This is a genomic window from Pseudomonas oryzihabitans, from assembly GCF_007665395.1.
GTDB classification, from domain to species: domain Bacteria; phylum Pseudomonadota; class Gammaproteobacteria; order Pseudomonadales; family Pseudomonadaceae; genus Chryseomonas; species Chryseomonas psychrotolerans_C.
The window spans coordinates 1-1402 of the sequence record NZ_VDND01000026.1; the positions used below are offsets into that span (position 1 = coordinate 1).

Sequence of the window (1402 nt, forward strand, 5' to 3'; positions counted from 1 at the left end):
GCAGAACGCCTCGGCGTCGGAAGAGCTGGCCGCCACCGCGGAAGAGATGAGCGGCCAGGCCGAGCAGTTGCAGCGGCTGATGGGCTTCTTCAACACCGGCGACGGCCGGGTCGTGCAGGACCTGGAGCGGGCACTGGAGGCTTCGCGGCCCAAGGTGGCGCGCGCGTCCGGCAAAGCGTTACGCAGTGGCACCTCCGGCAGTGCACCCGAAGGCTACGTGCCCTTCGACGCCTGATTCCTTACTTTGCGGCCACCCCCGGGTGGCCTTTTCGAGACCATCGACATGACCGTCATCAAGAAAATGCTGCTGCTGGTGCTGTCCGCGCTCCTCGGCATCCTGGTGCTGGCCGGCACCGGGCAATACGAGATCGACCAGGTGTTCCAGGCCGCCAACTACGGCAACGACAACACCGTCCCCAGCCTCAAGGCACTCGGCGACGTCAACGACAGCCGTTCCGACTACGTCGCGGGCATCTATCGCCACGTGCTCTCCACCAGTGCCGATGGCATGAGCTCGGTGGAGCAGGACCTGGCCGGCGCCAAGGATCGTATCGGCCAGAGCCTGGACAAGTACGAGGCGCTGGTGTCCGACGACCGCGATCGCGCGCTGCTGGCCACCGACCGTGCCAGCTTCAGCGCGCTGTTCGCGCTGGGCGAGCAGGTCGTCGCCCTGTCGCGGCAGAATCGCAACGAAGACGCCCAGGCGCTGATGACCAGCCGCCGTGACGTCCTCGCCACCATCAACAAGGCCATCGACGAGCACGTCGCCTACAACCAGACCCTGGCGCAACAGGGCGTGCAAGTGGCGCAGAAGACCAAGGTCGAGGCCACCTGGCTGGCGCTGTCCATCGCCCTGGCGACCCTGCTCGCCGTGGCGCTGCTGGGCTTCTTCATCACCCGCAACCTGCTGCGCCAGCTGGGCGGCGAACCCGCCGCGGTCGCCACCCTGGCCGGCCGTGTGGCCGCCGGCGACCTGCCCGACGACATCAAGCTGCGCGCCGACGACAAGACCAGCCTGATGGCGGCCATGCAGAACATGGTCACCACCCTGCGTGGCCTGATCAGCGAAATGAGCAGCATGTCCGCGGCCCATGACCGCGGCGAAACCGCCGTGCGCATCCCGGCCGAGCGCTTCCAGGGCACCTTCCGCGACATGGCCGCAGGGGTCAACGGCATGGTCGCCGGCCACCTCAACGATTCCAGCAAGGCCATGGCCTGCGTCAAGAGCTTCGGCGAGGGCGACCTGTCGGTGGCTCTGGAACGCTTCCCCGGGCAGAAGGCGGTAATCAACGACAACCTCGAACAGGTCCGCGGCAACATCCAGCGCCTGGTCGAGGATGCCAACCAGCTGAGCCAGGCCGCCATGGCCGGGCGCCTGGATACCCGTGCCGATGCCAGCGCC

At 67.6% G+C, this 1402-nt stretch carries 1 protein-coding gene and 1 pseudogene; both read left to right on the forward strand.

Annotated features, from left to right (window positions below; translation table 11 throughout):
• Positions 1-235: pseudogene (locus FSV73_RS25415) on the forward strand (methyl-accepting chemotaxis protein); the annotation flags it as partial.
• Positions 236-283: 48 nt separating this feature from the next.
• Positions 284-1402, forward strand: a 1119-nt coding sequence (locus FSV73_RS25420) for an MCP four helix bundle domain-containing protein (protein ID WP_186309351.1), incomplete at its 3' end; no start/stop codon positions are given.